This window comes from Mycobacterium sp. D16Q13 (genome assembly GCF_002013375.1).
Taxonomy (GTDB): domain Bacteria; phylum Actinomycetota; class Actinomycetes; order Mycobacteriales; family Mycobacteriaceae; genus Mycobacterium.
Genome location: NZ_MAEW01000010.1, coordinates 89,695 through 114,375, shown reverse-complemented (window position 1 = coordinate 114,375; position 24,681 = coordinate 89,695). Strand labels below are relative to the sequence as shown.

The 24,681-nt window shown below is 64.4% G+C and carries 27 protein-coding genes and 1 other RNA gene; 12 read left to right on the top strand and 16 right to left on the bottom strand.

The annotated features are described in order from the left end of the window. Entirely contained in the window at positions 1-951 is a 951-nt protein-coding gene (locus B4400_RS11555; protein ID WP_078311236.1) for an amidohydrolase family protein, read from the top strand. Between the two features lie 68 nt (positions 952-1,019). Here B4400_RS11555 and B4400_RS11550 read toward each other — a convergent pair whose 3' ends face one another. After that, positions 1,020-1,466, bottom strand: a complete 447-nt coding sequence (locus tag B4400_RS11550; RefSeq protein ID WP_078311199.1) for an acyl-CoA thioesterase — start codon at positions 1,464-1,466, stop codon at positions 1,020-1,022. 125 nt (positions 1,467-1,591) lie between these two features. Between B4400_RS11550 and ffs the strand changes: the two genes are divergently transcribed. Both ffs and B4400_RS11540 read left to right on the top strand, forming a co-directional pair. Beyond that, positions 1,592-1,686, top strand: an RNA gene (ffs, locus tag B4400_RS11545) — signal recognition particle sRNA small type. A 47-nt stretch (positions 1,687-1,733) separates the two neighbouring features. Beyond that, complete coding sequence (locus B4400_RS11540) at positions 1,734-3,017, top strand: aspartate aminotransferase type Ic (protein WP_078311198.1); 1,284 nt, start codon at positions 1,734-1,736, stop codon at positions 3,015-3,017. Here the strand turns inward: B4400_RS11540 and B4400_RS11535 are convergent. The 3 genes from B4400_RS11535 to B4400_RS11525 are packed head-to-tail and all read right to left on the bottom strand — an operon-like array spanning position 3,014 to position 5,010. After that, the gene (locus B4400_RS11535) at positions 3,014-3,670 is read right to left on the bottom strand and encodes a hypothetical protein (protein WP_078311235.1); all 657 of its coding nucleotides are present in this window, start codon (positions 3,668-3,670) and stop codon (positions 3,014-3,016) included. The genes B4400_RS11540 and B4400_RS11535 overlap by 4 nt on opposite strands. 33 nt (positions 3,671-3,703) lie before the next feature. Continuing rightward, a complete protein-coding gene (locus B4400_RS11530) occupies positions 3,704-4,429 on the bottom strand; it encodes a hypothetical protein (RefSeq protein ID WP_078311197.1) in 726 nt (241 codons plus the stop codon). A 29-nt stretch (positions 4,430-4,458) separates the two neighbouring features. Next, the gene (locus B4400_RS11525; protein WP_078311234.1) at positions 4,459-5,010 is read right to left on the bottom strand and encodes a hypothetical protein; all 552 of its coding nucleotides are present in this window, start codon (positions 5,008-5,010) and stop codon (positions 4,459-4,461) included. Positions 5,011-5,294: 284 nt separating this feature from the next. Between B4400_RS11525 and B4400_RS11520 the strand changes: the two genes are divergently transcribed. Further along, positions 5,295-7,307, top strand: a complete 2,013-nt coding sequence (locus B4400_RS11520) for a DNA polymerase III subunits gamma/tau (protein WP_078311233.1) — start codon at positions 5,295-5,297, stop codon at positions 7,305-7,307. Here the strand turns inward: B4400_RS11520 and B4400_RS11515 are convergent. From B4400_RS11515 to B4400_RS11495, 5 genes are all read right to left on the bottom strand, one after another. After that, entirely contained in the window at positions 7,304-8,614 is a 1,311-nt protein-coding gene (locus tag B4400_RS11515) for a class I SAM-dependent methyltransferase (protein WP_078311196.1), read from the bottom strand. The two genes, B4400_RS11520 and B4400_RS11515, sit on opposite strands and share 4 nt — an antisense overlap. Next, complete coding sequence (locus B4400_RS11510; protein ID WP_078311195.1) at positions 8,611-9,981, bottom strand: FAD-binding oxidoreductase; 1,371 nt, start codon at positions 9,979-9,981, stop codon at positions 8,611-8,613. Before B4400_RS11510 ends, B4400_RS11515 begins: the two co-directional genes overlap by 4 nt. Before the next feature lie 66 nt (positions 9,982-10,047). Further along, entirely contained in the window at positions 10,048-11,322 is a 1,275-nt protein-coding gene (eno, locus tag B4400_RS11505) for a phosphopyruvate hydratase (protein ID WP_078311232.1), read from the bottom strand. Further along, positions 11,322-12,293 carry a phosphotransferase family protein gene (locus B4400_RS11500; protein ID WP_078311194.1) on the bottom strand — a complete coding sequence of 324 codons (972 nt, stop codon included), beginning with the start codon at positions 12,291-12,293 and terminating at the stop codon, positions 11,322-11,324. The genes eno and B4400_RS11500 overlap by 1 nt, the downstream gene beginning before the upstream one ends. Then, a complete protein-coding gene (locus B4400_RS11495; protein ID WP_176112818.1) occupies positions 12,280-12,951 on the bottom strand; it encodes a TetR/AcrR family transcriptional regulator in 672 nt (223 codons plus the stop codon). Before B4400_RS11495 ends, B4400_RS11500 begins: the two co-directional genes overlap by 14 nt. A gap of 90 nt (positions 12,952-13,041) precedes the next feature. On the opposite strand from B4400_RS11495, the gene B4400_RS11490 reads away from it, so the two are divergent. Genes B4400_RS11490 through B4400_RS11480 form a run of 3 tightly spaced genes read left to right on the top strand, consistent with a single transcriptional unit; the run spans position 13,042 to position 15,543 of the window. Continuing rightward, positions 13,042-14,235 (top strand): acyl-CoA dehydrogenase family protein, encoded by a 1,194-nt coding sequence (locus tag B4400_RS11490; RefSeq protein WP_078311193.1) that lies wholly within the window; start codon positions 13,042-13,044, stop codon positions 14,233-14,235. Continuing rightward, the gene (locus B4400_RS11485; RefSeq protein WP_078311192.1) at positions 14,235-15,047 is read left to right on the top strand and encodes an enoyl-CoA hydratase/isomerase family protein; all 813 of its coding nucleotides are present in this window, start codon (positions 14,235-14,237) and stop codon (positions 15,045-15,047) included. The genes B4400_RS11490 and B4400_RS11485 overlap by 1 nt, the downstream gene beginning before the upstream one ends. 49 nt (positions 15,048-15,096) lie before the next feature. Further along, positions 15,097-15,543 (top strand): SRPBCC family protein, encoded by a 447-nt coding sequence (locus tag B4400_RS11480; RefSeq protein WP_078311191.1) that lies wholly within the window; start codon positions 15,097-15,099, stop codon positions 15,541-15,543. Here B4400_RS11480 and B4400_RS11475 read toward each other — a convergent pair. Further along, on the bottom strand, positions 15,540-16,292 hold the full coding sequence (locus B4400_RS11475) for an Rv3717 family N-acetylmuramoyl-L-alanine amidase (RefSeq protein WP_078311230.1): 753 nt from the start codon (positions 16,290-16,292) through the stop codon (positions 15,540-15,542). The two genes, B4400_RS11480 and B4400_RS11475, sit on opposite strands and share 4 nt — an antisense overlap. Positions 16,293-16,457: 165 nt before the next feature. On the opposite strand from B4400_RS11475, the gene B4400_RS11470 reads away from it, so the two are divergent. Together B4400_RS11470 and recR are read left to right on the top strand one after the other, a co-directional pair. Then, a complete protein-coding gene (locus B4400_RS11470; protein ID WP_078311190.1) occupies positions 16,458-16,802 on the top strand; it encodes a YbaB/EbfC family nucleoid-associated protein in 345 nt (114 codons plus the stop codon). Beyond that, a complete protein-coding gene (gene recR / locus B4400_RS11465) occupies positions 16,795-17,403 on the top strand; it encodes a recombination mediator RecR (protein ID WP_078311189.1) in 609 nt (202 codons plus the stop codon). The genes B4400_RS11470 and recR overlap by 8 nt, the downstream gene beginning before the upstream one ends. A gap of 15 nt (positions 17,404-17,418) precedes the next feature. Here the strand turns inward: recR and B4400_RS11460 are convergent, their stop codons facing one another. The 6 genes from B4400_RS11460 to B4400_RS11435 all read right to left on the bottom strand — a co-directional run bounded on the left by B4400_RS11460 (position 17,419) and on the right by B4400_RS11435 (position 21,641). After that, positions 17,419-18,120 carry a hypothetical protein gene (locus tag B4400_RS11460; protein WP_078311188.1) on the bottom strand — a complete coding sequence of 234 codons (702 nt, stop codon included), beginning with the start codon at positions 18,118-18,120 and terminating at the stop codon, positions 17,419-17,421. An 18-nt stretch (positions 18,121-18,138) separates the two neighbouring features. Continuing rightward, positions 18,139-18,570, bottom strand: coding sequence for a hypothetical protein (locus B4400_RS24900; protein ID WP_286151280.1), 432 nt, complete (start codon positions 18,568-18,570; stop codon positions 18,139-18,141). A 38-nt stretch (positions 18,571-18,608) separates the two neighbouring features. Next, positions 18,609-18,815 (bottom strand): hypothetical protein, encoded by a 207-nt coding sequence (locus B4400_RS24635; protein ID WP_170914980.1) that lies wholly within the window; start codon positions 18,813-18,815, stop codon positions 18,609-18,611. 166 nt (positions 18,816-18,981) lie between these two features. After that, positions 18,982-19,692, bottom strand: a complete 711-nt coding sequence (locus tag B4400_RS11445) for a type 1 glutamine amidotransferase (protein WP_078311187.1) — start codon at positions 19,690-19,692, stop codon at positions 18,982-18,984. After that, positions 19,689-20,969, bottom strand: a complete 1,281-nt coding sequence (locus B4400_RS11440; RefSeq protein WP_139360208.1) for a Mur ligase family protein — start codon at positions 20,967-20,969, stop codon at positions 19,689-19,691. The genes B4400_RS11445 and B4400_RS11440 overlap by 4 nt, the downstream gene beginning before the upstream one ends. Before the next feature lie 111 nt (positions 20,970-21,080). Then, on the bottom strand, positions 21,081-21,641 hold the full coding sequence (locus tag B4400_RS11435; protein WP_078311186.1) for a hypothetical protein: 561 nt from the start codon (positions 21,639-21,641) through the stop codon (positions 21,081-21,083). 286 nt (positions 21,642-21,927) lie between these two features. Between B4400_RS11435 and B4400_RS11430 the strand changes: the two genes are divergently transcribed. The 3 genes from B4400_RS11430 to B4400_RS11420 are packed head-to-tail and all read left to right on the top strand — an operon-like array spanning position 21,928 to position 24,644. Beyond that, the gene (locus B4400_RS11430; protein ID WP_078311185.1) at positions 21,928-22,374 is read left to right on the top strand and encodes a MarR family winged helix-turn-helix transcriptional regulator; all 447 of its coding nucleotides are present in this window, start codon (positions 21,928-21,930) and stop codon (positions 22,372-22,374) included. Between the two features lie 24 nt (positions 22,375-22,398). After that, the gene (locus tag B4400_RS11425) at positions 22,399-23,466 is read left to right on the top strand and encodes a phosphotransferase family protein (protein WP_078311184.1); all 1,068 of its coding nucleotides are present in this window, start codon (positions 22,399-22,401) and stop codon (positions 23,464-23,466) included. After that, complete coding sequence (locus B4400_RS11420; protein WP_078311183.1) at positions 23,463-24,644, top strand: acyl-CoA dehydrogenase family protein; 1,182 nt, start codon at positions 23,463-23,465, stop codon at positions 24,642-24,644. The genes B4400_RS11425 and B4400_RS11420 overlap by 4 nt, the downstream gene beginning before the upstream one ends. Positions 24,645-24,681 lie beyond the last annotated feature (37 nt).

Below are 24,681 nucleotides of genomic sequence, written 5' to 3'. Positions count from 1 at the left end.
GTGCGCATAGACATTCACGCTCACCTGTGGTCCGACGACTATCTCTCGCTGCTTGATGAGCACGGACGGGCCGGTACCGACGTCCATCGTGGTCTCGGGGCCGGGGCGGTACGCGCCGATTTGGATGGGCGTTTCGCGTTGATGGACGAGGCGGGTGTAGACCTGCAGATCCTCTCGGCGACACCGGCATCGCCCCATTTCGAGGATGAGTCGGCCGCCGTCGAGAGCGCCCGATTTGTCAACGATGAATACGCGAAGCTCGCTAGTGAGTACCCGGGACGGTTCCGGGCGCTGGCGTCGTTACCCTTGCCGCATATCCCGGCCGCGCTGGAGGAGCTGAGTCGCGCGATCGACGATCTGGAGATGTACGGTGCGGCCATCACGACCTCGGTGCTAGGTCGATCAATCGCCGATCCGATCTTCGATCCGCTGTACGAGGAGCTCAATCGCAGGGGGGCAATCCTTTTCGTGCACCCTGCCGGGTGCGGAGCGGATTCCTCGTTGATCACCGAGCACTCGCTCACCTGGTCCATCGGGGCCCCGATCGAGGACACGATCGCGATCATGCATCTCATCGTCGCGGGGATCCCGTCGCGTTATCCGGATATGAAGATCGTGACGTGTCATCTGGGTGGGGCGTTGCCGATGGTGCTGGAGAGGGCGAACCGGCAGGTGACCGAATGGGAAGCCACGCATTGTCCGGAGGCTCCCAAGGATGCTGCCCGGCGGATTTGGTACGACACGGTGGGGCACGATCACACGCCCGCATTGCAGGCTGCTGTCGCGTCACTGGGCGCCGACCGGCTGGTGTTCGGATCGGATTTCCCGTACCAGGGCGGTCCCCGGTACGTCAGTTCCGCGACGTACATCCAGGAGGGTCTGTCGGCCGAGGACGCGTCGTTGATCCTCGACCGCAATGGGGCTGAACTGCTGGGGCTGGACGACGGTTAGACGTTTGTATCGGAGTGTGTTCCGGCGCGCTATTCGTCAGGCTGGCGTGATAATTGCCATGCACTATGTCATTTTTCGGTAGCAGACCCGTCCAGCAACGATGTTAGCTCGGAGAGGCGGGCGCGAACCCCCTCGGAGAATGGTGTCGAGAGGCGTGAGCTTTCATCCATCAAAACAATGACGGAGCGGGCTTGCGCGACACAACGATTTCCCTGAAAGATGGCCTGGCGAAGTGTGAGTGAACTGCGTCCGACAGAATCCACCGTCGTACCGATGGTTACCTGGCCTGGCCACTGCATCTCGCCCAGAAAGTCGATCTCCAAACGCGCGATGACAAATGCCCTGTTCGGCTCCAGGATTTGTCTAGTGCTGTCGTGTAGAAACTCAACTCGCCCGGTTTCCAGCAGGGTCGAGAAAACGGAGTTATTGACGTGGCCCTGCCGATCCGTGTCGGCGTAACGCAGCTTATCGTGTGAATGCAGCGGAAACTCTGCAAGAGTTGGAATTTCAGCCATTTCCGCTGGTCCTTTCCGCTGTGAATTCGAGGGTAAGGAGAGTATCGCCCCAATCCGATTTCACGATATCGGAAGGTAACACCTACCACGGTTCGGGGCGGGACGGCCCACCCACTAGACTGGTCGCCGGACCCCGCGCGGCGTCTATCCTGTGAACTCCCCCAGGGCTGGAAGGCAGCAAGGGTCAACGGGCTCTGTCGGGTGCGCGGGGTCCCCTTTCCGAAGATCGCGACCTCCAGATGCCCGTAGGGCGAATAGGGGAAAGCCGTGTCGTTCCTGTCACTCGGACCCGACGAACTCGCAGCTCAGCATCGGTTGCAGCAGGAGAACTACAGCCAGCTCAAGGCCAAGGGGCTATCGCTGGATCTCACCCGCGGTAAGCCGGCTCCCGAGCAGCTCGACCTGTCGAACGGCCTGCTGGCGCTGCCCGGTGACGGTGACTTCCTTGACGGCAATGGCACCGACACCCGTAACTACGGTGGCGGCAACGGCCTCCCGGAGCTGCGCGCAATCTTCGGTGAGCTGCTCGGCGTTCCCGCGCCCAACCTGATCGCTGCCAACAACGCCAGCCTGTCCCTCATGCACGACGTGATCGTGTACTCGCTGTTCCATGGAACCGTCGACTCGCCCCGGCCCTGGGTCGACGAGCCGACATTGAAGTTCCTGTGCCCAGCGCCCGGATACGACCGTCATTTTGCGATCACCGAATCCTTCGGCATCGAGATGATTCCGATACCGCTGCGCGAGGACGGCCCCGATGTCGACCTCATCGAGGAACTCGTCGCCTCCGACCCGGCCATCAAGGGCATGTGGAGCGTTCCGGTCTTCTCCAACCCGACCGGAACCGTGTACTCATGGGAAGTTGTTCGTCGGCTGGCCCAGATGAACACGGCCGCACCGGATTTCCGGCTGTTCTGGGATAACGCATATGCGGTGCACACCCTTACGCATGATTTCGTCCGGAATGTGGACCTGCTGGGCATCGCCGAAACCGCCGGACATCCGAACCGTCCGTTGATCTTTGCCTCCACCTCGAAAATCACCTTCGCCGGTGCGGGTGTCAGCTTCATGGGCGGATCGCTGGCCAACATCGCGTGGTACTTGCAGCATGCCGGTAAGCGCAGCATCGGACCTGACAAGGTGAATCAGCTGCGGCACTTGCGCTTCTTCGGCGATGCCGAGGGCGTCAAGCTGCACATGCAGAAGCATCAGCAGATTCTCGCGCCTAAATTCCAACTGGCACTTGAAATCCTGGACGACCGATTGAGCGAGAGCAAGATCGCATCGTGGAGTGAGCCCAAGGGCGGATACTTCATCAGCCTCGACGTTCTCGACGGCACGGCCAAGCGCACGGTGGCTCTGGCCAAGGAGGCCGGGATTGCGCTTACCGAGGCGGGGGCCACGTTCCCCTACCGAAACGACCCGAACGACAAGAACATTCGACTGGCGCCGTCATTTCCCCCGTTGGAGACCGTTGGTGCTGCTGTCGATGGTCTTGCGACGTGCGCACTGCTGGCGGCAACGGAGAAGCTACTGGAGCGTGCCGACTAGGGTGCCTTTTGCACCCTGTCGATCTGTTTGTTGAGGAGCGTCAGCGCCAGTTTGTCGTTATCGCTGGTCCAGGGCTCCATGGCGTGAAGGACTTTGACCGTCACCGTGGTTCCGCGCGGATGTGCGGTGAGCGTCTTGATGGTGATTTCCACGGTCTGCTCACCATCCATGCCCAGGCCGCCGGTGAAGACGGTCTCCGTCGCGTCGACGGAGGCCCCGGGCACCTTCTCCATCTTGACGCTGCCGGTCCCGTCGATCCCATCGAGATCCAGCTTGACGGACCCGCATCGTCCGGCCTTCTCCTCGATCGTCTGGAACGAGTCGGCAATGCCCTTGCCAACCACGACGTCCACGCGAAGAGCCCCGTCCTCGTACTGAGCGGCCGCCTGCTCAAAGGGGACCGTGTCATGGTTGACAAAGATGTTGCACTCGACCGGTTTCACCTTCGGTCCGTCATCGCCCGGCTGCTCGACCACTTCGTACGAGCCGGAGCCGTCGGGAAAGTCCTCGCGCGGCAGCAGGAGCGTTTCGGGAGAACCCTTGGGCAGCCCGGGCGAGCCATCCGACTTCGCTTCGCCCTCGACGACGCTGGTGCACGCGGACGCCAAGATCAGCACAGCGGATATCGCACCGATAGACAGCATGCGAGCCACGGGATATCCCCCATCCATTATGTGCGGATTCGCCTACGGCGCCTTTTGTACCTTGGCGATCTGCTTGTTGAGTAGATCCAACACCAGCGTGTCCTGATCAGGTGTCCACGGATCGATGAATCGATCGACCTCGATCCTGACGGTCGTGCCCCGAGGATGGGCGATCGCGATATGAGACTCGACGCCGATCTGATCTCCCTCGGGTCCGAGCAGGCCGCCGACCTTCACCAACTTGGCCTCCACGGAGGCGCCAGGCAAATCGGTGATGGAGACGTGCGCCTTCATCGCCACGCCATCACCTTCCATCTGGACCGACGCGCATTCCTGGGCGCGCTTCGCAAGGTCGTCAAATGACTGCTTGATCCCGAGCCCGACACTGCTCTCCGCCGTCACGGTGTCCGAGTCGTATTTGGCCCGCGCCCTGTCGTAATCGCCGTCTCCCTCGGAAATGAACTCGTAGCATCCGGGCGGGTTGACCTTCTCAGGCTTGGACTTGCCCTGCTTGTCCTTGTCGAGTTTGAGCTTGTCCTCGATGCTGAACGTCCCATTGCCCGCGGGGAAGTCCTCGCGGGTCAGCAACAGCGCAGTCGCCGGGCCCTCGGGCAACTTCACGCTCGGCTCGTCGGCCTTCTGGGTACTCGAGGACGGTGCCGGGGTATTACTCGGCGAGTCCTTCGAACAAGCGGAGGTGAATGCGAGTGCGATGACACTCGCGCCAACCGCCAACACAGTGTTCATATCAACGCGACGTGTCGTCATGTACGGACCTTAGCGGCCATTTCGTGTGGCTACGGCGCTTCCTTCACTTTGGCAATCTGCTTGTTGAGCAGCGCTAAAGCAAAGGCATCGTCGGTGTCAGTCCAGGGCTCGGCTGTACGGGTCACCGACACCTTCACCGACGTGCCGCGCGGGTATGCACCGAGAATGGTGCTCTGGATGGGAACCTGCTGTCCACGTGCCGTCGCGTGGCCCACGAGCACCAGCTTCTTGGCCTCCGCCGCTGCTCCGGGGACGTCGGTGAAGGTGACATCGGCGTTGACGGTGATGCCGTTGATTTCGAATGTCACTGACGGGCATTTCTTCGCGCCCTCTTCGGCTTTGGCAAACGAACCGTCTATGCCGATCGACACGGTGCTGTCCGCGTCGAGGGTATCGGTGGAGTACTTGGTGCGCGCCTTGTCGAACTTGTCGTCGTTTTTCTTGTCCTCGTTGATCACCTCATCGCAGACCGCCGGGGTGACGACCGGGTCGGGCCGTTCCGCGTCGTCCTTCTTGATGTCCGCTTTGTCCTGGACGACGAACTTTCCATCCCCCTCGGGATAGTCTGCGCGCGTGAGCATCAGGCTCTCGAGCGGGACAGCAGGTAACTTGACTGCGGGTGTGGACGAAGTCGGGGCACTGGCGGAAGGCGAACTTTCCGCCGACGGCTTGTTGGCAGTTTCTCCGGAACAAGCAGAGGTAAACGCGAGGGAGATGACGCTGACGCCCAGAGTCAGCACAGTGGTGATGTTCACCTTGAAGGTAGGCATGAGCGGACAGTAGCAAACTTTTTTCTAACTTGGCGACCGGAGTGTGGGAGGCGGCCGCATGTGACCGTCTGCGTTCGCCGGTACCCTTGCTCCCCGTGGCCCTGTACCGCAAGTATCGCCCGGCGACTTTCGCCGAAGTTATCGGCCAGGAGCACGTCACCGGACCGTTGACCACCGCGCTGGACGCCGGCCGAATCAACCACGCTTATCTGTTCTCGGGGCCTCGTGGCTGCGGTAAGACGTCCTCCGCGCGCATCCTGGCCCGCTCACTGAACTGTGCGCAGGGACCCACCTCGACGCCGTGTGGAATCTGCGATTCATGTGTCGCGCTGGCGCCCAACGGCTCGGGGAACGTCGATGTCATCGAACTCGACGCCGCCAGCCATGGTGGAGTGGACGATACCCGTGAACTACGCGACAGAGCCTTCTACGCACCCGCGCAGTCGCGCTACCGCATCTTCATCATCGACGAAGCGCACATGGTCACCACCGCGGGTTTCAACGCGCTACTCAAGATCGTCGAGGAGCCGCCCGAGCATCTGATCTTCGTCTTCGCCACCACCGAGCCGGAGAAGGTGCTGCCCACCATCCGGTCGCGCACTCACCACTACCCCTTCCGCCTGCTGGCGCCGAAGACGATGCGGACACTCGTCGAGAACATCTGCGCGCAGGAGAACGTCGCCGTCGACGATCCGGTGTATCCGCTGGTGATCCGTGCCGGTGCCGGATCACCCCGTGACACCCTGTCCGTACTTGACCAACTGCTTGCCGGTGCGGACGAGGAACGCGTCACGTACCAGCGGGCACTCGCGCTGCTGGGCGTCACCGATATCGCGCTGATCGACGATGCGGTCGACGCCCTCGCCGCCGGTGACGGCGCCGCGGTCTTCGGAGCCATCGAAGGCGTGATGGATGCCGGACACGATCCGCGCCGATTCGGCACAGATCTGCTGGAACGCTTCCGGGATCTGATTGTCCTGCAAGCCGTTCCGGATGCCGCGGAGCGCGGTGTGGTTGACGCGCCGCAGGATGTGCTGGAGCGGATGCGTGAACAGGCCGAGCGCATCGGCCCCGCGACACTGACCCGCTACGCCGAGGTGCTGCACGCCGGGCTCGGGGAGATGCGTGGCGCGACGGCACCCCGGCTGCTGCTGGAAGTGGTGTGTGCCCGGCTACTGCTGCCTTCAGCCGCGGATGCGGAATCGGCTGTACTGCAGCGCGTCGAACGCATCGAGAAGCGTCTGGACATGTCGGTACCCGAGGCCGATGGGGGAGGCGCGGCGCCGCGCTTTGTCCGTAGGTCGCAGGCCCCCGCGGCACCGGCTGCGGAAGCACCCGCGCCACCGGCTCCGGCGCCTGAGCCTCCCGCGCCGACACCAGCCCCCGCGCCACCGGCACCCGTTCCTGCACCGGAACCGGAACCCGCTCCGGAACCGGAACCCACTCCGGAGCCAGCGCCACCCCCTCCCACCCCGGCGCCTGAGCCTGAGCCGACCCCGGAGCCAGTACCGCCTGCTCCTGCGCCGGAACCAGAGCCAGAACCAGAACCAGAGCCAGAACCGGAGCCCGCTCCGGCACCTGCGCCGCACCAGCCCGGCGCCCTCGACACCACTGCTGTCCGCAACGCCTGGGCCGAGATCCGGTCCAAGGTGAGGGATCGCAGCCGCACCACCGAGGTCATGCTCTCCGGTGCCACGGTGCGCGCCATCGAGGGTAAGACCCTTGTGTTGTCGCATGATTCGCCGCCGCTGGCCAAGCGCATCACCGAGTCGCGCAATGCCGAGGTCATCCGGGACGCGTTGAAGGACGCGCTCGGTGTGGACTGGGAGATCCGCTGCGAGGTGGGCAGTGGAGAAGCCGGCGCTCCGGCTCCCGCTCAGAAGGCCAGCAAGTCCCCGCCGCGGGTGGTGACCCGGCCCAGCCGCCCCACGCCCGAGCCGGAGGCAGCTCCCGAGCCCGAGCCGGAACCGTCGTCCCCTGAGGACGAGGAGGAGCAGATGCTCGCGGAGGCCGGACAGGGCGAGACCGGCCCGCGACGCGACCCCGAAGAGGTTGCGCTGGAACTACTTCAGAACGAGCTGGGCGCTCGCAAGATCGATCCCAGTTAGGGCTGCCACCACGGGCGCAGCGGCAGTGAGGATCCGCCGCGTTCATCCAGCTTTGTGGCCAGCACCTGATGCAGTTGAACGACGTTGCGCTCGAAGCCCAGTCGTGAACCCGCCATGTACAGCCCCCACACCTTCGCGGTGGCCTCACCTACCTCGGCGACCGCCTCGTCCCAGTGTTCGACGAGGTTGGCGCACCACTCGGCGAGCGTCAGCGAGTAATGGTGACGCAGGTTCTCCTCGTGGAGCACTTCCAGGCCAACGTTTTGTATCTCGGTGATGATCTTGCCTGACCCGGTCAGCTCGCCGTCGGGGAAGACGTAGCGGTCGATGAAATAACCTGCGACGGCAGAGGTTCGGTTGTCGGGCCGGGTAATGCAGTGGTTGAGCAGCAGGCCACCGGTCTTCAGGCGTGACTGCAGAAACCGGAAGTAGGCGGGATAGTTCGCGATGCCGATGTGTTCGGTCAGTCCAATCGAGGAGACCGCGTCGAACCCTCTCTCCGTGGTGTCGCGATAGTCCGCGTGACGAACCTCGGCAAGATCCGAGAGTCCTTGATCGGCAATGGCTTTCTGCGCCCAGGCGGCTTGCTCCGCCGACAATGTGACACCGATGGCGTGCACCCCGCGCCGCGCCGCATACCTGACCATCGACCCCCAGCCGCAGCCCACATCGAGCAACCGGTCTCCTGGCCGGAGCGCCAGTTTGTCGAACACCAGCCGATACTTATTGTCCTGCGCCTCCTCTAGGGTGGCGTCGACATTTGGATAGCACGCGCATGTATAGGTCATGGACGGGCCGAGGACCCACTCGTAGAACGCGTTCGACACGTCGTAGTGGTGATGGATGGCCTCGGAATCTCGTGTCTTGCTGTGCCGGAACCCCTCGACCACCCGACGCCAGCGGGGCAGGGCCTCTTGCGGCGGCGGCGCGATGGGGCGCAGATGCTCGAAACCGATCGACCTGACGATGTTGGCCAGTACCCGTGCCGGTGGACGCTTGAAGTCCAGCTTGTCGGCCATGGCCTTCAGCAGTTCGTAGGGATCACCCGGGTGCACCCCTTGCATTTCGATATCGCCGGAGACATACGCCCGTGCCAGCCCCAGATCGCCGGGAGCTGTCGCCAGATATGTTGTCCCACGCGGTGTCAACAGGTCGAGCCCCAGTTCGGCATTCTCGGGACCGGCCTTGCTGCCGTCGTACGCGCTGAAGCGCAACGGCAGGTCCCCGGCCGCCATGATCTCCAGAATCTCGGCGAGCGAGAGCCTGCCGTTCTCGCCGCGCTCATTCTTGGCCTGAGTAGTCGTCATTGTCGCCGCACCGCCTTCGCATAGAGATCCAGCAATCGGTTATCGGGGTCGTACGTCTTCTTGAGTGTCCGATAGTGCTCGCCGCCGTATAAGGCTTCGAACTCATCACGGGGGTAGAAGGATTCGGAGTACAGCGACTTGTGTCCGCCAAGCTCGCTGACCTTGCATTCGATGAGCCGATTGGCGGCTCCGTCTTCGGAGCCCGCGGGCACTGAAGACCAAAATCCGATGTTGACGTATGTCTGTCCCGATCGTATCGGGTACAGAGGCCATCCCTCGCTATCACGTAACCGCAACGGACACAGCCACACCGGCTCGATCGGTACCTCGTCGAGGAACCACCGCAGGAACTCCGCGGTGTTGGTGATCGGCACCTCGACGTCCTGTACGACACGTTCCCGGGCCACGCGTCCGTTGAATCTCTCGATACGGTCGGCGATGTCGTAGCGTTGGTCGAGGCCGATCATCTTCCAATAGACGCTGCTGCGCCGGTATTTTCGTGGCCAAAGCCTGCGGATGCGCGGATTCTGCGCACCGAACGCGCGGGAGCACCAGAACCAGTCGGTGTCCCAACGCCATAGGTAGTCGTGAATGGTCAGGCGATCGTTGCTGGTTCCGTTCGCGTGCTGGATCGATCGGTAGTAGATCTGTTGCCCTGTGTAATCGCTCACCGGGCCCGGTGCATCCGTCTGGGTGCCCAGGATCAGGTACGACTCGTCGGCCGTGAATACCACCCCGTCCAGGTAGTCCACGCGTTCGCCCTGGAAGGACGCCGAGTCCACGATCGACTCCATCCCCGAGACCAATTCATCGAGATTGTGGAATCGGATGTGCCGCAGGGCAACGAACGGTGTCACGGGCTCTAGTTCGATACGCAGACGCACCGAGTAGCCCAAGGTGCCGTACGAATTGGGGAAACCGCGGTACAGATCGACATGTTGGTCTGGCGATGCGGTGATGATCTCGCCCGAGCCGGTGAGGATGTCCATCTCGAGAACGGACTCGTGGGGAAGCCCGTTACGGAAGGACGCGGATTCGATTCCGAGTCCGGTGACCGCGCCGCCGAGCGTGATGGTCTTGAGCTGTGGCACCACCAACGGTGAGAGACCGTGGGGGAGTGTCGCGGCGACCAGGTCCTCATAGGTGCACATGCCGGCCACATCGGCAGTCCTGTTGACCCTGTCCACGTCAATGACACCGGTGAGGCCCGAGATATCCAGGCCCGGTGTAGTCGGCTTTGCCCTTGCGCGGAACAGATTTGACGTGGGCTTAGCCAAGCGGACGGTCGCCGTCGCGGGAATGGCCCGGTAACTCCGTAGCAGCCGGTTCACTCCCTCGGCGTGCGCCGATCCTAATGAGATAGGCACAGTTACTACGCTAGCCCGGTTCCGGGCCAGGCGCACCCGAGATCGTGATTCGGCGACCAAGCGCGACTAACCCAGGGTCAATCGTCCTAACCGAATCGGTGCTCCGCCAAGCTGTTCGTCGATGCGGAGCAGCTCGTTCCACTTCGCGGTGCGTTCAGATCTGGTGATGGAGCCAACCTTGAGTTGCTCGGCACCCCAGCCGACCGCTAGGTGCGCGATGGTGACGTCCTCGCTCTCACCCGATCTCGCGGAGACGATGGTGTCCCATCCGCAGTCGTGAGCGGTGTCGTGCGCAGACTTGGCGGCACTGAGTGTTCCCGCCTGATTTGGCTTCACCAGCAAGCCGTTACATGCTCCGGCCGCGGTTGCTCGGAGCACGCGCCCGGCGTTGGTCACCGTGAAATCGTCACCGACGACCAGGACGCGGTGTCCCACTGCTTGGGTGAACTGGGCCAGGGCGGCCGGATCGTCCTCGGCCAGGGGATCCTCGATGGAAGCGATCGGATACTTATCGATCCAGCCGATCAGAACCTCCGACCAGGCGTCGGAGTCGAGTTCGGTGCCGTCGAGCCCGAGGCGGTAGCGGCCACCACTACCGAACTCGCTCGATGCGATGTCCAACGCGATGGTGACCTGGGTGCCCGGCTGCAGGCCGGCCCGCTCGATGGAGGCGACCAGCAGTTCCAAAGCATCCTCGTTGGAGTCCACCACCGGCCACCAGCCGCCTTCATCGGCCACCCCGGCGAGTCGGCCTCGCTCGGAAAGCAATGCCCCACAAGCGCGATGGATCTCCGCCACCCAGTTGAGTCCCTGTTCGATGCTATCGGCGGCCGCCGGTACCACCATGAAATCCTGGACATCGGTGCGGCGCGCGGCATGGGCGCCCCCGCCGATCACTTGAATCTCCGGCAGTGGCATCGCCGCGGTTTGGTCACCGATCAGATACCGCCACAACGGAATTCCATGGGACGCGGCTGCGGCGTGCGCGGCCGCCATCGACATGGCGACCGCGGTGTTCCCGCCGATGTGGGAGAACGCGTCCGACCCGTCTGCCGCTGTGAGCGCCGTGTCGACGGCCTTCTGATCGGTGGCGTCGACGCCCACGAGATGTTCTGCTAGGCCGCGTGCGGCCCCGACCGCCGAAGTCACGTCGTAGCCGGCGAAAGGCCGGCCGCCGTCGCGTAAATCGGTGGCCTCACCGCTGCCTCGGGACGCTCCGGCGGGCGCGATCGCCCGTCCGATGCTGCCGTCGGCCAGCTGCAGTTCCGCTTCGAGGGTCGGCCGCCCCCGTGAATCCCACACCCGCCGTGCGTGCACTTCACTGATTTGTGTTCCGGTCATCATCCCTCTAACTGTTGTGCGATGGCCAGCGGGTCGGCGGCCGATTCATGGAGGGCCTGCCCCGCACGGTTGCGCAGTGAATCCCTTTGGGCGGCAGATAGGTAGTCCACAGGGGAACGCCCGTCGACGCGGGCGAGAGCCAAAGCGGGCAGGAGGCGTGCGGTACGTGCGGCCACCGCGTCCGGTGGCTCCCAGGAGACCCCCTGTAGGTACGTGGCGAAGAGTCGCACGCTTGTGTCATGCAGCAGTTCGCGGTGCTGCGGTTTCCATATTCGCTTGAGCAGTAGGTGATTAAGGCAGAACGCCAGATCGAACGCGGGGTCGCCGTACCAGGCGCATTCGGCGTCGGTCAGCACCGGTCCGTCCGCGGTGACGATGACGTTCTTCGGGCTCACATCCCCGTGAACCAGCGCGAGGTGCGTGCCCGCGAGATCGTCGGCCAGCCGCATCAGGATCGTCGAGTGTTGTGGGAGGCGCTCTGCGGTGTAGCGCAGGTACGGTTCTATCCGTAACGCCTCGAAGAGATTGTCGGCTGCGAATTCGCTTGCCACCGTGGCATCACCGGCCGTCTGGGCGTGAACGGTGGCGAGGCGTGCGCCGAGCACCGCGCCGATCTCCGGGTCGATGCGCCCGCCCGCCAGATCTTCCCGCCAGGACGGGATTGGCCCCAGATCGGTCATCGCGAACGCGTGTAGATCCTCGGCGGACGTGACAACCCGAGGTGTGAAAGACGGAACGATCCGTGACGCACGGACGAGGTAGCGGGCCTCAAAGGTGTTGCGTTCCAGGGGTGCTATCCAGTGGGCCTGCACACGGAGCCGTTCAACGGCGCGCTTGGCCACCACCGATTCGCCCGACCTCAGCCGTACGCGCCACACGTCGGAGGACACCCCTCCGGTCACCGGTTGCGCATCCAGTGGCACGAGTTCTGCGCGGGAGAGAAGTTCGACCACCCAGTCAGGTGGCACCATGCGCGCCTTCGGATTTCCACCACAGCGCGTTGAACCAGATGCGGGCCAGCGTATCGATGGCCTCCTCATCGGTGATCGAGCTGCGCCCGGTCTCGCCACCCTCGACCAGCCAGACGTAACAGAAGTAGTCCATCATCGCCCCGATCGCCGACGCGGTGATATCGGGATCCATCCCCGGGCAGTACTCGTGTTTCTGTAGCCGCCGAATGTTTTTGGCGATCATCGTGCGGGCCGGGGCACGCAGGTCCCGCCAGTACTCAACGAATGTCGGATCAATCTGCGCCGCCTGGAATACCCCGGAGAGCACCGGTGCGTGGTCGCGATAGGTGGTCCAGTACACGGTGACGATGTCCCGGATCACCTCGTACGGTGCGCGATCACCCGTCTCGACGGTGTCGCCGCGGGTGTACGCCTCGTCCCGGAACTCGTCGACCATGGTGCGCAGGAGCTCAGCCTTGTCGGTGAAGTAGTTGTAGAAGACCCCGACGGATTTCCCGGCCTGGGTGGTGATGTCGATGACGCGGGTCTCGGCGTACCCGACCCTGGAGATGACCTCACGCGCCGCATCCATCAGGGCGCGGCGCGTGCTGCGGCCACGTTGCGTCGAGGGCTGTTCGACGGGGACGGGCTGGATCGCGGAATCGCTAGACATCACCACCAGCCAAGGCTACATTAAACCTGAATCGAGATTCAGTTTCAGTCCGATCGCGTGTCATCCCCTAATGATTACGCAGGTTGCGAGGTTTTGATGACGAGTTCGACAGCAGTGCGGACCGATGCCGTGGAGCGGGCACGCGAGCTGGCACCCAACATCGCCGCACGGGCGCTCGAGGCGGAGCGCTTGCGCCGGATGCCCGACGAGACCATTGCCGAACTGTCGCAATCGGGTCTGTTCAGCCTGATGGCGCCGCGGCGTTACGGAGGTGACGAGGCCAGCCTGGAAACGTTGGTCAGCGCGGTCATCGAGGTGGGCAAGGTCTGTGGATCGACCGCCTGGACATTCTGTATCTACGGAATTCACAACTGGCTCGCCGGATTGTTCCCCGAGAAGCTGCAGGACGAGATGTTCGGCTCGGTGCCCGCCGGCTCGCCCCTGCTGTTTCCGGGCAGCTGGTCGCCGTCGGGTGTCGCCGTACCGATCGAGGGGGGCTACAAGATAAGTGGGCGTTGGCAATTCGGCAGCGGTGTCTGGCACTCATCGTGGGCGTCGGTCGCCGCTGTCGTGCAGCACGAGGAAGCGCCGAAATATCCGGATCTGCGCACCTTCATGATTCCGCGAGATGATCTCGAGGTCATCGATACCTGGTTCACCTCCGGCCTGCGGGGCACCGGAAGCATGGATATCGCGGTCAATGACGTGTTCGTCCCCGAGCATCGGGTGCAGGAGTTCGGCCCGCTCGCGCGCGGACAGTCACCGTCCGCCGACCTCCATGGCGCCGCGATCTACCGCATACCGCTGTTCTGTGCCCTCTCCAATGTCGCGGCCGCGCCCGCGGTGGGCATGGCGTTGGGCACGGTGGAGTTGTTCACCGAGAAGATCAAGACCCGGGTGATGCGCTACTCGATGCAGGAGCAGTCCAAACTCGCCACCGCGCACCGCCGCATGGGGCATGTTGCCGCGCAGGCAGAGTCGGCGCGGGCCCTGCTATTGCAGACAGTGCGCGATGTGGAGGGCAAGCTGCGTTCCGGCGAGGGATTGACGACGGAGGATCGGGTGGCGGTGCGCCGCAACTGCGCCTACGTTGTCGAGGTCTGCAAGCAGGCCATCGCCGAGGCCGTCGAGGCGTGCGGTGCCTCCGCGCAGTACGAAGACTCGCCACTGCAGCGTCACCTGCGTGACGTGAACACGCTGTCCACACATGTTGTCTACGACACCGATTCTGCCTACGAGCTGTTCGGACGGGTGGAACTCGGGCTGCCGCCGGGATCCGTCGCATTCTGATGCCACCCGAGCTCACCGGTCTGCACTGCGTGCTCGCGGACCGAATCTTGACCGTCACAATCGACAACGGCCCACTCAATCTGCTCGACGGGCCACTCATGGCGAGCCTGTCGCGCCTGGCCCGATGGCTGGCCGACCGTGACGACGTGACGGTGGTGCTGTTCGGCAGCGCCAACCCCGACTTCTTCATCGCGCACCTGAATGTCGAAATTCTGCAAACGGATTCGGCCCGTACTGCCGAGTCCGTCGAATCCTTCCAACGCTTGGTCGGCAGGTTTCGCGCGCTGCGCCAGGCCACTATCGCCCTCGTGGAGGGTCGGGTCGCGGGCGGGGGAAGCGAATTCCTCCTCAATCTGGACATGCGCTTCGCGGTGCGCGGCAAGGCCGTCTTCAATCAGGTGGAGACGGGTCTGGGCATCGTGCCGGCGGGTTCAGGCCCCCAGCACTTGGTCCAGGGCATGGGTCGGGCGCGCGCACTCGAGGTGATTTTGGGTCACGAGGATTTCGATGCTGACCTGGCGGAGCGATACGGCTGGGTGAATCGTGCCCTGGACCCCGATGAGGGGTGGCGGTTCGTGAATCGACTCGCCCGGCGCATCGCCGTCAATCCGCTCGCACTGATCGCTGGCGCCAAGAGCACGGTAGATGCGCTGGTCACCGACCTGGAGCCGGGGTTGGCCGCGGAGCGGGCAGCCATCGTTGCGGCGTTCGCCGACGTGCACAGCACCCAAAGAATCGCGCTCTTTCTGCAACGGGGTGGCCAGACGGTGGACGGTGAACGTCGCCTCGGCGATCTCGTGGGCGACCCTTAGACTGCGACTACAACCAGTAGTAGAACCAAGTCGTAGCGAGGGAGAACTCATGGGTCAGGTCAGTGCGTCCAGTTCGGTGTTGATCGACGCGGCACCCGAGGCTGTGCTCGCCGCGGTTGCCGATTACCAGACTGTGCGCCCGAAGATTTTGTCCGGTCACTACCGCGACTACCAGGTGCTCGAAGGCGGTCAGGGCGAGGGCACCGTCGCAGCCTGGAAGCTGCAGGCCACGGAGTCGCGGGTGCGGGACATCAAGTCCAGTGTCAGCGTGGCCGGACATACCGTCATCGAGAAGGACGCCAACTCCACGCTGGTGACCAGCTGGACCGTCGCGCCTGCCGGAACCGGCTCCACCGTCACCACCAAGACCGCGTGGACGGGTGGCGGCGGTATCAAGGGATTTTTCGAGAAGACCTTTGCGCCGTTGGGGCTCAAGAAAATTCAGGCCGAGGTGTTGGACAACCTGAAGAAGACGGTCGAAGGTTCGGCGACCTAACCGCCGGGTGCAGGCGCCGCCGCCGGGTCTACCCCCGGCGCCGGTGCGGTACCGCTGAGGTAGGCGACGATGCCCTGAACCACGGCCTGCGCGTACTTGGCGCGGCCCTCGGGGCTGGTCATCATCGCGGAGTCCTGGGCGTTTTTCATGTTTCCGAGCTCGACAAGCACCTTCGGGTGCTGGGCCAGGTTGAGGCCCGCCAGGTCGGAGCGGCCGTAGAGCCCGCCGGTGCCGATGTAGGTCGCCGGTGTCAGGCCCGCGGCTTGCAGGCTGTCGCGCATGGTCTTGGCGAAGCGCACCGTCGGCTCGCCTTGCACGGCGTTCACCGGGGGGTTTGAGAAGTTGACATGGAAGCCGTGGCCGCCGGCCGGGCCGCCGTCGGCGTGGATGCTCACCACCGCGTCGGGGTTGAAGCTGTTCTCGATCTCCGCACGCTTGTCGATACACGGGCCGAGCTTGTCGTCGTCACCACGGGTCATGGCCGTGCGCACGCCGAGCTGGGTCAGCTGCTGACGGATAAGCAGCACGGTGTTCCACGCGAAGGTGTGCTCGGGGTATCCGCCGTCGGTGACGGTTCCGCTGGTCTGGCAGCTCTTGGTGCCGCCGCGCCCGTCGGGTACCTGATTGTTGATCGAGCCGTCGTTGGCTCCGTTATGACCCGGGTCCAGCACGACGATGCGTCCGGCGATACCGGGTGCCGCGCTGGCGGTGAAGCTGGTGGAGGCCGCCGGTGTGACGGCGGGCAGCACCGTGACGGATGCCGCCGTTAGCAGCGTCACGCCAGTCAGGCCCGCGGCACGCCAAAAACTCACTCGCACCTGGCCACGGTAGCCCGGGCGGCGGCTACCCTTGTTGACGACCCGCCGAGGCCCGGCGAGCGTGACCAACTTGATACCCGCCGTTTAAGGAGACACATGCAACCCGGAGGCGCCCCGGATATGTCCGCCCTGCTCGCGCAGGCACAGCAGATGCAGCAGCAGCTGATGGCTGCTCAGGCGCAGATCGCGGCGGCCGAGGTCACCGGGGAGTCCGGTGGCGGCCTGGTGCGGATCACCGGCAAGGGCACCGGCGAAGTGACCAACGTGCAGATCGACCCGAAAATCGTCGATCCCGAAGATGTCGAGACGCTGCAGGACCTGGTCATCGGTGCGCTCGCCGATCTGACCGCGAAGACGCAGGAACTCGCAAGCCAGCGGTTGGGCCCGCTCGCCGGCGGTCTCGGTGATCTTGGTGGAGGGCTGGGATTGCCCGGTGTTTGAGGGGCCGGTCCAGGACCTCATTGACGAACTGGGCAAGCTGCCCGGCGTAGGACCTAAGAGCGCGCAGCGCATCGCCTTTCATCTGTTGGGCGTCGAGGCGCCCGATATCGATCGACTGACCGCGGCCCTGACCCGGGTGCGCGATGGCGTTCAGTTCTGTGAGGTCTGCGGGAACGTTTCCGATAAGGAACGCTGCCGTATCTGCTCGGATCCGCGACGTGATCTCGCACTGGTCTGCGTTGTCGAGGAGCCCAAGGATGTGCAGGCTGTCGAGCGCACCCGAGAGTTCCGCGGTCGTTATCACGTACTCGGTGGCGCGCTCGACCCGCTCTCGGGTGTCGGCCCGGATCAACTGCGCATTCGGGAGCTGTTGACGCGCATAGGAACCGAAGAAGATGGGGTCTCCATTTCGGAGGTCATCATCGCCACCGATCCGAATACCGAGGGGGAGGCGACGGCCACCTACCTGGTACGGATGCTGCGCGATTTCCCCGGGCTGTCCGTCACCCGGTTGGCGTCCGGTCTGCCGATGGGCGGGGACCTGGAATTCGCCGACGAGCTGACTCTGGGGCGCGCCCTCGCCGGACGCCGCCCCCTCTGACGTGCCTTCTTACGTTCAGGGGACGATGAAGAATTGCGCCTGACCGGGGTTGCCTTGCGCTCCTGACACCGTCACCGAGGTCCCTGGATCGCCGGGTGCGCCCGGATTGGGTTGAGGTCCCGGTCCACTGCAGTCCGATGAGGACGAGAACACACCGGTCGTCGCACCGTTCGCGCCCACCGATCCGCCAGGACCGCTGCCGCCACCGATTCCGCCATTGCCACCAGTGCCCGCCGACACGTCCATCGGATGAGTGCCCAGGGACAGGTCGTGCTGGCACTTGACGAGAATAACGCCGCCATTGCCGCCGGGGCCGGCGAAATTTCCATCTCCGCCGCGACCACCGGTCCCGCCATTGCCGCCAGTTCTTCCGAATTCGCAGTCGTCTCCGTCGCCGCCTTTGCCTCCGGTGCCTCCGGTTCCGCCGACTCCTCCGGTTCCGCCATTCCCACCACGGCCGCCCTTGGCTTGCAGCGATACGCCGTCCATGAAGGTCTCTACCTCGAAGTCGATCACGCCGCCGTGGCCGCCCGGTCCGCCTGGACCGCCGGCCACACCGTTGCCTCCGGTTCCGCCGGTCCCGCCTCGGGTGGCACAGTCGTCGTCAAGCCAATTGCAGTTCGCCATGGCCCCTGCCGCGCCCGTGGGCCCTTGGGGACCCTGCGCTCCTGTTGCTCCGGCATCGCCGTTTGGGCCATTGCTGATGATGTTCGCCATGGTTGTTTTTCCTTCTGTCTAGGCCAGGTTGCCGCGGACGGATGTCGCGCGAATTTTGATGTAGCTGGAAGTGATAACGAGTCGCCCTCCGGAATGGATGCGGATGTCGTTGGCCCACAGGCTCTTCGCCTTTGATCCCAATGTCAGCGTGGCGTTTCTGCCGATCTCGATGTCTTTGAACAGCACGACTACCAGCGGTATGTGGGTGACGTGTGCGGCGAACCGTTGGGCGAATGAATGGGTGATCTTCGCCTCCAGACTGTCGACCTCCACCGGCACCCCAAGTGCATCGCCAACTGCGCGTGACAGATTCGTGTGCGTCACCGGCCGGATTTCGCGGTAGAGCTGACCGAGTCGTGCTGGGTAGCTCGCGCGCCCGTCGCTCTTGCTGGCACACGGTGTACAGCAAGAATCCTGGGCGTCGGGGTGTTCGGCCACGGTTTCGGCCATACGCCGGGCGATCTCGCGTGCTTCGATGTCGTCGGCCGCTATGGCTTGGCGTGCGGTGCGCTCCTCCCCAAACGCTCTGGGACGAGCCGCAGTGCCTGAAGGTCGTCGAATCCGGCGATTTCCAGGCGGTGTGTCACCTCCGCCCATTCGCGGTCATTGGGATCGACAATTACCGATTTCTCTTCTGGCACAGTAAAACTGCGCCGTTCGGCCTTTAAGAACCGTGTTACTGATTCGCTTGTCACAATCGCTCCTTTGGGCGTTCGGCATGAACCTTGAATGCCCGAGGAACGTATTGCGCGTACGGCCGTGCCTACGTGAGTAATCGACTACTCGAATTCACGATCCGGCACGTGGCGCACTAGGAGATCGGCGTGGCCGCGGAACCGCACAGGCGAGTGCGCTCGCCGCTCAAGACTTGAGCCGTTCCTTACGCAGCCGCGCTACCTCGTCCAGATCCAGCGCGGTCAGCTGCGGCACACCCATGGCACGAGCGAGTAACAGGTCTGCCAGCTCGGGATTGCGTGCCAGGCACGGACCATGCATGTAGGTGGCGATCACGCTGCCTTGCACCACGCCGTCGGTACCGTCACCGGCACGGTTCCCGGCACCGCGGGCAACTCTGGACAGCGGAGCCGCAGCGGGTCCTAAAACCGTTCCGCCGCGGTGATTCTCGAATCCGGTAAGGGTGTCTTCGAGCTCGTCCATGATGGGCACGCCGGCCAGTTCACCGATGGTGCGCTTTTCCTGCGGACTGGTGGTGACGTCGAGCAGCCCGACGCCTTCGACTCGCTCCCCGGATGACGTTTCGTACCAGTGCCCGAGCACCTGGATTGCCGCACAGATCGCCAGCACCGGTGCACCGCGTTCAGCGGCGCGCTGCAATCCCGGATGCGCGATGAGATGGCGGGTGGCGAGCCGCTGGGCGTAATCCTCTGCTCCGCCCAGCGTGTACACGTCCAGGGAGTCTGGGACGGGGTCGGCCAGGGTGATCTCCACGATCTCGGCGTCGATGCCGCGCATCCGCAGCCGCTGCCGGAGCACCACGGCATTGCCTGAATCGCCGTACGTGCCCATGACGTCGGGCAGCACCAGGCCGACTCGGACGGTGGATTCGCTCATGCCGCACCACCTTTGGTCAGCGCACGGTTGAGGTTGAGGAACGCCGTGTAATTGGCGATCACGTCGACCTTGCCGGGTGGGCAGGCCTTGATGGCCTGTACCGGGTCATGGTGCAGGGTGTGTGTGACGCTGGCATACGTCAGCCGGACCGCCAAATCGGTGCCGCGCTCTCCGGACGCGACGACAGGCGGCACGGTGGTCATGTCATCGTCGGCACGGTTATCGCACGCGAAATGTTCGAAGTTGACATCCCATAGCCAGGACAGATCCTCGCCGTCCGGCACCTGTCCGTTGACCGCGATGACGAGTCCGTCGGCGTCGGTATCGACCATCGACAGCGCCTCCTGCCAGCCGGCCGGATTCTTGGCCAGCAGCAGGCGCACCGTGTGGTCGCCCAGGTGGATGCTGCGGTAGCGGCCCGCCACTTGATCGACGGCGGATACCGCATCGACGGCCGGACCGGGGCGGGCGCCGAGCTCGACAGCCACGGCCACCGCGAGCGTGGCGTTGCCGCGGTTAGCGGTACCGGGCAGTGTCAGAGACATCGGCAGGCTGATTCCGCTGGGCCCATAGATTCGATCGTCATCGAACCACCAGTGCGGATCGGGCCGGGAGAAGTCGGTTCCGGTGCTGTACCAATGGTTTCCGTCGCGGACGATGAGTTCCCCGCTGCGCGGACAGCTCACCGAGTCTCCGGCCCAGCCGCCGCCCGCTGCCACCCAGATGACATTGGGGTTGTCGTATGCGGCCGATGTCATGAGGACGTCGTCGCAGTTCGCGACGATCACCGCGGTGCGGTGCCGGGACAACCCCTTGCGCAGGGTGCGCTCGATGTTGTTGATCTCGCCGACGCGGTCCAGCTGATCACGGCTGAGGTTGAGCAGCACGATGGCCGCTGGGTTGACGGCGTCCGCGACATGCGGCACGTGCATCTCGTCGACCTCGAGCACCGCGACCTCGGCCTCGCGGGTCCCGGCCAGAGCGGCGACCAGGCCGGCATCCATGTTGGAGCCTTCGGTGTTGGTGGCCACCGGCCCCACTGTCGCGAGCGCGGCGGTGGTCATTCGGGTGGTGGTGGACTTGCCGTTGGTGCCGGTGATCACGACCGTGCGACGTCCGCGGCCCAACTGCGTCAGCACCGAGCTGTCCAACTTGAGCGCGACGAGCCCGCCGATCATGGAGCCCGCGCCGCGACCGCTGATCCGGGACGCCCAGCGCGCCGCGCGTCCTGCGGCCAGTGCGATCCGGCCGCGCACCGAGAGGTGGTCTTGGGTCACTCGCGGAGTTTATTGGAGGCCTCGATCGAGGACGATGTCACCGTCGTCGAGGGGGCGTTCACTGCCCGTGCGGCCAGCGGGGACGGCCACACGGGCAGTGCTGAACGGCTCCTAGGCGACAGCGCTCTGTAGCGATCGTTTGACCTCGTTGACTGTGGTCAGGAGGGTGGCGCTGGCCTCGGCCAGCTTTTCCTTCTGCTCGTCCGTTCCGGTCACGGCGATAACGCGAGCCAGTCCGGCGATTTCGGCCAGACCCGAGCGGAGCTTGAGAACGTTGATGAGTTTCGGGAAGAGCTTGGCTCGGAGCGCCTGTGCGGTGTGCGTGGTGATGCCCCGCTTCGCGAGCACCTTCCGGCCAAACTCGGTCAGGCCGGCTACGCCGTCATCGGTCTTCACGACGCCGCGATGAGCCAGCCGTTCGAGGACTCGCGCCACCACGGGCTCGGGAAGGGTGATCTCACCCTCGGTCGTATCCGAGACACGCTGCACGATCTCTGCGGCACTGGCCGGTCCGTCAAGCAGCAGTGAGGCGGTGACTGCGCGCTTGATTCGCAGACCGAAACCGCCGGGGCCGAACCCCGGTCCGTCAAATCCGGGTCCGCCAAACCCAGGTCCGTCGAATCCACCGAAACCGGGGCCGCGACCTTCGGAGCTTGCAAATGAATCAGACATCTAACTCTCCTTTTCTGATGATCAGGCAGCTGGCCTGTCGCCGACTGCATCTGTATCAACTCCCTTGATACAGGCGCCGAATTAGGCATGTCAAGGTTCTTGATATGAGTACGCTGAGAATTTCGCGTGGGGCGATAATCCATTGCCCGGCAACGACTCGCCCGCTCGGTTGACGCCGGGCTCTCGCGCGCGGCCGACAAACGGGGCGCTCCGGCCGGGCCCACCGCTCGCGTGTGCCGCATCAATGGGCGCGAGTCTGCGTGCGTCCTGGACGGTTCATGCCAGGATGCTTGCGATGACTGAATCCGATGAGGCCGAGCCACTGGGGTACCTGATGTTCCGGGCCGGTGCCGTGATGCGTCCGCAGGTCCTTGCTGCGCTGCGGCCGCTCGGGCTCGGGATGCCGGAGTTCATGTGCCTGCGGATGCTCAACGAGAGCCCCGGCCGTACCAGTGCCGAGCTGGCACGCGAGCACAATGTCTCGGCGCAGGCGATGAATCAGGTTCTCAACGGGTTGCAGAACGTCTCGCTGGTGTCCAGGCCGACGGTGCCGGCCTCGGGGCGAGCGCTACCGGCCCGGGTTACTGCCAAGGGCAAGGCGTTACTCAAACGCGTGGAGTCGGCGATCTGGGCCGCGGAAGGCGAGATGTTCGGCCGGCTGAGTGTCGATGATCAGCGTGAACTCCGGCGGATACTGGGGCGGCTGATCGACGCTACCGGCGAAAACGAGTGACCATCCACCCAACCAACCAGCCGGTTGGGGCACGCGGCTAGGGTAACGCGTGTGTTCCGCGCCACAGCAGAGACGACGCCACAGGATTGGGCTGCGTTGTCGGCGTGGGCGACGCGGCAGGGACGCACTCTCGACACGGCGACGGCGCGACAATTCGCCGGCGGTAAGGCCAATCTCAACTATCTGGTGACACTCGACGGCCAACGGGCCGTGTTTCGCCGCCCGCCGGCGGGTCCGATCGCCGAAGGCGCCAATGACATGGCCCGCGAATGGCGAGTGCTCTCGCGTCTGAACGACGGCTTCACACTCGCTCCGCGAGGCCTGTCGTACTGCGACGACCTGGACGTCCTGGGTGCCCCCTTCCAGTTTTTGGAGTATCGGGAAGGACTGGCGATCGGCGGTGAGCTGCCGCAGGGTCTACCTGGAGACGCCCCGGAACGCATCACCGCCACCCTCATCGAAGCCATGACCTCCCTGCACCGGGTGCAACCCGAGTCCGTGGGATTGGGCGAACTCGGCAAGCCCGAGGGCCTGCTGGAACGTCAGCTGACCGGTTGGACTCGACGGGCCCATGCCGTCTGGCCCGAGGGCCTGCCCGGGGTCGTCACGAAGCTGACCTCACAGCTGGAGCGGCAGATTCCCGAGCCCGCGGGAGTTTCGCTGCTGCACATGGACCTCAAGCTCGACAATATGCTTGTCGACCGGGAAACGTTGTCTCCCAACGCCGTCATCGATTGGGATATGACCACCCGTGGCTGCCCACTATTTGATCTGGCGATTCTGGTCTCGTATTGGATGGAGCAGGGTGACCCGGCCGCCGTGCGTGCTGTCCATCAGATGCCCACCACAACACCCGGATTCGGAAGTCGCCGGGACGTTATCGATGCCTACTTCGCCGCGGCCGGAACGCAGCCGCGCCCGCTGCACTGGCATGTGGCCTGCGCGCGGCTCCGCCTCGCCGTCGCCTGGATGCAGCTGTACCGCAAGTGGCAGTCCGGTGATCTCATCGGCGCCGGATACGCAGATTTCGAGAACATTGCCATGTCCGTCCTTGATTGGGCGGCAACACAATTCACCGAGGGAGAGATATGATCGACTTCAGCATTCCGGAAGAGCTGGCCGCGAAGGCGCAGCGGGTGCGCGAGTTCGTCACCGAGACCGTGATTCCCTACGAGCGCGACCCTCGTCTGACCGCGCACGGACCCACCGACGAACTGCGGAACGAGCTCGTCGGCAAGGCCCGAGAGGCCGGGCTGCTGACCGTGCAGGCGCCGGAATCCTATGGAGGTTGGGGTCTTTCGCATATCGGGCAAGCGGTGATCTTCGAGGCGGCAGGCTGGTCCACCCTGGGACCCATCGCCATGAACTGCGCTGCGCCCGACGAAGGCAATATGTTCCTGCTCGGCAAGATCACCAATGAGGAACAGTCCGAGAAGTTCTTGCGCCCGGTCATCGAGGGACATCAGCGCTCGGCGTTCGCGATGACCGAACCCGACGGCGCCGGATCGGACCCGTCGCAGCTCAAGACCTCGGCCACCTTCGATGGCCAGAACTTCGTCATCAACGGGCGCAAGTGGCTCATCACCGGAGCACGCGGCGCCAAGACGTGGATCATCATGGCCAATCTGGAGGCCAACGACCACCTGCCCGAGGGGCCCACGCTGTTCCTATGTGATGGCGACACCGAAGGCATTGTGATCGAACGGATCATGAACACGATGGACCGCAACTATGCCGAAGGGCATGCGGTGGTGCGGTTCGACAATCTGACCCTGCCGCGTGAGGCGCTACTCGGGGAGACCGGCCAGGCCTTCCGGTACGCACAGCTGCGGCTGGCGCCGGCGCGGTTGACGCACTGTATGCGGTGGCTCGGGGCCGCCTCCCGCGCTCAGGACATCGCGGTCGACTACGCGCGCACCCGGACCTCGTTCGGCAAGACCATCGGCGAGCACCAGGGAGTCTCCTTCATGCTCGCCGACAATGAGATCGCGCTGCATCAATGCCGCCTCACCATCTGGCACGCCTGCTGGATGATGGATAACGGCGCCAAGGGCCGGCACGAGAGTTCGATGGCCAAGTCATTCGTGTCCGAGGAGCTGTTCAAGGTCACCGACCGGTGCGTCCAGGTACTCGGCGGTATCGGCATCAGCGACGAGACGCCGGTGGAGATGATCTTCCGCGATATGCGCGCCTTCCGCCTGTACGACGGCCCCACCGAGGTGCACAAGTATGCGATTGGGCGACAGGTTCTCCGCACCCCGCGCGCCTAGGGCGGCGCGCCGGGCGCGATGTTGTCGGTCCTACATG

Coding starts and splice junctions, on each gene's coding strand:
- B4400_RS11470 (WP_078311190.1), top strand. CDS start 16,458: ATGCAACCCGGAGGCGCCCCGGATATGTCCGCCCTGCTCGCGCAGGCA.
- B4400_RS11480 (WP_078311191.1), top strand. CDS start 15,097: ATGGGTCAGGTCAGTGCGTCCAGTTCGGTGTTGATCGACGCGGCACCC.
- B4400_RS11420 (WP_078311183.1), top strand. CDS start 23,463: ATGATCGACTTCAGCATTCCGGAAGAGCTGGCCGCGAAGGCGCAGCGG.
- B4400_RS11515 (WP_078311196.1), bottom strand. CDS start 8,614: ATGACGACTACTCAGGCCAAGAATGAGCGCGGCGAGAACGGCAGGCTC.
- B4400_RS11445 (WP_078311187.1), bottom strand. CDS start 19,692: ATGAGCGAATCCACCGTCCGAGTCGGCCTGGTGCTGCCCGACGTCATG.
- B4400_RS11525 (WP_078311234.1), bottom strand. CDS start 5,010: ATGCTCACGCGCGCAGACTATCCCGAGGGGGATGGAAAGTTCGTCGTC.
- eno (WP_078311232.1), bottom strand. CDS start 11,322: ATGACCGGAACACAAATCAGTGAAGTGCACGCACGGCGGGTGTGGGAT.
- B4400_RS11500 (WP_078311194.1), bottom strand. CDS start 12,293: ATGGTGCCACCTGACTGGGTGGTCGAACTTCTCTCCCGCGCAGAACTC.
- B4400_RS11435 (WP_078311186.1), bottom strand. CDS start 21,641: ATGTCTGATTCATTTGCAAGCTCCGAAGGTCGCGGCCCCGGTTTCGGT.
- B4400_RS11485 (WP_078311192.1), top strand. CDS start 14,235: ATGCCACCCGAGCTCACCGGTCTGCACTGCGTGCTCGCGGACCGAATC.
- B4400_RS11430 (WP_078311185.1), top strand. CDS start 21,928: ATGCTTGCGATGACTGAATCCGATGAGGCCGAGCCACTGGGGTACCTG.
- B4400_RS11490 (WP_078311193.1), top strand. CDS start 13,042: ATGACGAGTTCGACAGCAGTGCGGACCGATGCCGTGGAGCGGGCACGC.
- B4400_RS11550 (WP_078311199.1), bottom strand. CDS start 1,466: ATGGCTGAAATTCCAACTCTTGCAGAGTTTCCGCTGCATTCACACGAT.
- B4400_RS11530 (WP_078311197.1), bottom strand. CDS start 4,429: ATGACGACACGTCGCGTTGATATGAACACTGTGTTGGCGGTTGGCGCG.
- B4400_RS11460 (WP_078311188.1), bottom strand. CDS start 18,120: ATGGCGAACATCATCAGCAATGGCCCAAACGGCGATGCCGGAGCAACA.
- B4400_RS24900 (WP_286151280.1), bottom strand. CDS start 18,570: ATGGCCGAAACCGTGGCCGAACACCCCGACGCCCAGGATTCTTGCTGT.